Annotated in this window: 2 protein-coding genes; both read left to right on the top strand. The window is 61.0% G+C overall.

Annotation, left to right across the window (positions count from 1 at the left end):
* Positions 1 to 508 precede the first annotated feature (508 nt).
* Positions 509 to 3,154 (top strand): pyruvate dehydrogenase (acetyl-transferring), homodimeric type, encoded by a 2,646-nt coding sequence (gene aceE, locus G3436_RS25635; RefSeq protein ID WP_163951002.1) that lies wholly within the window; start codon positions 509 to 511, stop codon positions 3,152 to 3,154.
* Between the two features lie 13 nt (positions 3,155 to 3,167).
* Positions 3,168 to 3,608: biotin/lipoyl-containing protein (locus G3436_RS25630; RefSeq protein ID WP_338001324.1), on the top strand; the 441-nt coding region annotated here is incomplete at its 3' end.

Genomic DNA, 3,608 nt, shown 5'->3' with positions numbered 1-3,608 from the left:
TGTTCGGTCCAGCCGTCCAGGCCCGGCCCGTGGTCGGCCGTCAGGGCTGCGCGCAGCGACGCCGCATGGCGCCTGACCAGTGGTTGCAGAGTGGCTGGCAGCTCGGCCAGCAGAGGCAGGCTCATGGTCTATCCTTGATCGGCGTGAAACGGTTGGCCACGACAACCCCGGGGAACTCGCGGCCCGGTTGGACTGTCGTACAAAAGTCAGAAATAGCTGAAAAACCGGATTCTCTGGCAGAAATCATCACAGCAAACCTTTTCTTAACTTGCTTTTAACCACCGGTATCGATTTATCCCACAACCCGAACAGGGGCCACGAGCCTTTTTCGTGTAGTTTTACTACTGCTTTTTTACTGTCAACGCATGTAATGAGGATCGATTTGTAGTAAAACTACACGCCGCCGGTACAACCCCCGGTAATCCAAGAATTTCATGTCGTCTGCCCAAAAGGCCAGTCGCAAACTCAGGCAACCGATTCTGGAAGCCTTTCCGCCCTGGAGCAAGCCATGCAAGACCTCGATCCCGTCGAAACCCAGGAATGGCTGGACGCCTTGGAGTCGGTTCTCGACAAAGAAGGCGAAGACCGCGCTCACTACCTGATGACCCGTATGGGCGAGCTGGCCACCCGCAGTGGCTCGCAGCTGCCGTACGCCATCACCACGCCTTACCGCAACACGATTCCCGTCACCCACGAAGCACGCATGCCTGGCGACCTGTTCATGGAACGCCGCATTCGCTCGTTGGTCCGCTGGAACGCGATGGCCATGGTAATGCGTACCAACCTGAAAGATTCTGACCTCGGTGGTCACATCTCCAGCTTCGCCTCCAGCGCGACCCTGTACGACATCGGCTTCAACTACTTCTTCCAGGCCCCGAGCGACGAGCACGGCGGCGACCTGATCTACTTCCAGGGCCACACCTCGCCAGGCGTCTACGCCCGCGCGTTCATGGAAGGCCGCATCAGCGAAGAGCAGATGAACAACTTCCGCCAGGAAGTCGACGGCAAGGGCCTGTCGTCCTACCCGCACCCATGGCTGATGCCTGACTTCTGGCAGTTCCCGACCGTTTCCATGGGCCTGGGCCCAATCCAGGCGATCTACCAGGCACGCTTCATGAAGTACCTGGAGCACCGCGGCTTCATCCAGCCAGGCAAGCAGAAAGTCTGGTGTTTCCTGGGCGACGGCGAGTGCGACGAGCCGGAATCCCTGGGCGCCATCTCCCTGGCCGGCCGCGAGAAGCTGGACAACCTGATCTTCGTCATCAACTGCAACCTGCAGCGCCTCGACGGCCCGGTTCGCGGCAACGGCAAGATCATCCAGGAACTCGAAGGCGTGTTCCGCGGTGCACAGTGGAACGTCACCAAGGTCATCTGGGGCCGTTTCTGGGACCCACTGCTGGCCAAGGACGTCGACGGTATCCTGCAACGCCGCATGGACGAAGTCATCGACGGCGAGTACCAGAACTACAAGGCCAAAGACGGCGCGTTCGTGCGTGAGCACTTCTTCAACACGCCTGAACTCAAGGCAATGGTTGCCGACCTGTCCGACGACGAGATCTGGAAGCTCAACCGTGGCGGCCACGACCCGTACAAGGTCTACGCGGCGTACCACGAAGCGGTCAACCACAAAGAGCAACCGACCGTCATCCTGGCCAAGACCATCAAGGGTTATGGCACCGGTGCCGGCGAAGCCAAGAACACCGCGCACAACACCAAGAAGGTCGACGTCGACAGCCTCAAGCTGTTCCGCGACCGCTTCGACATCCCGGTCAAGGACGAAGAGCTGGAGAACCTGCCGTTCTTCAAGCCAGAGCCTGACAGCGCCGAAGCCCGCTACCTGAGCGAGCGCCGCACGGCCCTGGGCGGTTTCGTGCCGCAGCGCCGCGCGCAGAGCTTCAACGTGCCGACGCCACCGCTGGAAACGCTCAAAGCGATCCTGGACGGTTCGGGCGACCGTGAAATCTCCACCACCATGGCCTTCGTGCGGATCCTCGCGCAACTGGTCAAGGACAAGGAAATCGGCCCGCGCATCGTCCCGATCATCCCGGACGAAGCCCGTACCTTTGGTATGGAAGGCATGTTCCGCCAGTTGGGCATCTACTCCTCGGTCGGCCAGCTCTACGAGCCAGTCGACAAAGACCAGGTGATGTTCTACCGCGAAGACCAGAAGGGCCAGATCCTCGAGGAAGGCATCAACGAAGCCGGCGCCATGTCGTCGTTCATCGCTGCCGGTACTTCGTACTCGAACCACAACCAGCCGATGCTGCCGTTCTACATCTTCTACTCGATGTTCGGCTTCCAGCGGATCGGCGACCTGGCCTGGGCCGCTGGCGACAGCCGCACCCGTGGCTTCCTGATCGGCGGTACTGCCGGGCGTACCACCCTCAACGGTGAAGGCCTGCAGCACGAAGACGGTCACAGCCACATGCTGGCCGCGACCATCCCGAACTGCCGCACCTATGATCCGACCTACGGCTACGAGCTGGCGGTGATCATCCAGGACGGCATGAAGAAGATGACCGAAGAGCAACAGGACGTCTTCTACTACATCACCGTGATGAACGAGTCCTACCAGCAGCCAGCCATGCCGGCCGGTGTCGAGGAAGGCATCATCAAGGGCATGTACCTGCTCGAAGAAGACACCAGGGAAGCAGCGCACCACGTGCAACTGATGGGCTCCGGCACCATCCTGCGCGAAGTGCGTGAAGCAGCGAAGATCCTGCGTGAACAGTTCAACGTCGGCGCCGACGTGTGGAGCGTCACCAGCTTCAACGAACTGCGTCGCGACGGCCTGGCCGTAGAGCGCAGCAACCGCCTGCACCCTGGCCAGAAGCCGCAGAAGACCTTCGTCGAAGAGTGCCTGGCAGGTCGCAAAGGCCCGGTCATCGCCTCTACCGACTACATGAAGCTGTTCGCCGAGCAGATTCGTCAGTGGGTACCAAGCAAAGAATTCAAGGTCCTGGGTACCGATGGTTTCGGTCGCAGCGACAGCCGCAAGAAGCTGCGTCACTTCTTCGAAGTCGACCGTCACTTCGTGGTGCTGGCTGCACTGGAAGCCCTGGCTGACCGTGGCGAGATCGAACCCAAGGTCGTGGCCGATGCCATCACCGCGTTCGGTATCGACCCGGACAAGCGCAACCCACTGGACTGCTGAGGAGTATTTTTAAGTGAGCGAACTCATTCGCGTACCTGACATCGGCAGCGGTGAAGGTGAAGTCATCGAGCTGTTCGTCAAAGTCGGCGACCGTATTGAAGCCGACCAGAGCCTGCTGACGCTGGAGTCGGACAAGGCCTCCATGGAGATCCCGGCCCCCAAGGCCGGCGTGATCAAGGCCCTGAAGGTCAAGCTGGGCGACCGCCTGAAAGAAGGCGACGAACTGCTGGAACTGGAAATCGAGGGTGCCGCTGCGGCACCTGAGGCACCGGCCGCCGCTGCGCCTGCCGCCGAACAGAAGCCTGCTGCCGCCCCGGCTGCAGAGGCTGCCCCGGCACCGACCGCCGCACCTGCTGCTGCCACGGTTCAGGACATTCATGTGCCGGACATCGGCTCGTCGGGCAAGGCCAAGATCATCGAGCTGCTGGTCAAGGTCGGCGACACCGTCGAAGCC

This window comes from Pseudomonas brassicae (genome assembly GCF_010671725.1).
GTDB lineage: Bacteria > Pseudomonadota > Gammaproteobacteria > Pseudomonadales > Pseudomonadaceae > Aquipseudomonas > Aquipseudomonas brassicae.
Note: the sequence above shows the minus strand (reverse complement) of the source record. Positions and strands in the feature narration are given on the sequence as shown.

Coding starts and splice junctions, on each gene's coding strand:
- aceE (WP_163951002.1), top strand. CDS start 509: ATGCAAGACCTCGATCCCGTCGAAACCCAGGAATGGCTGGACGCCTTG.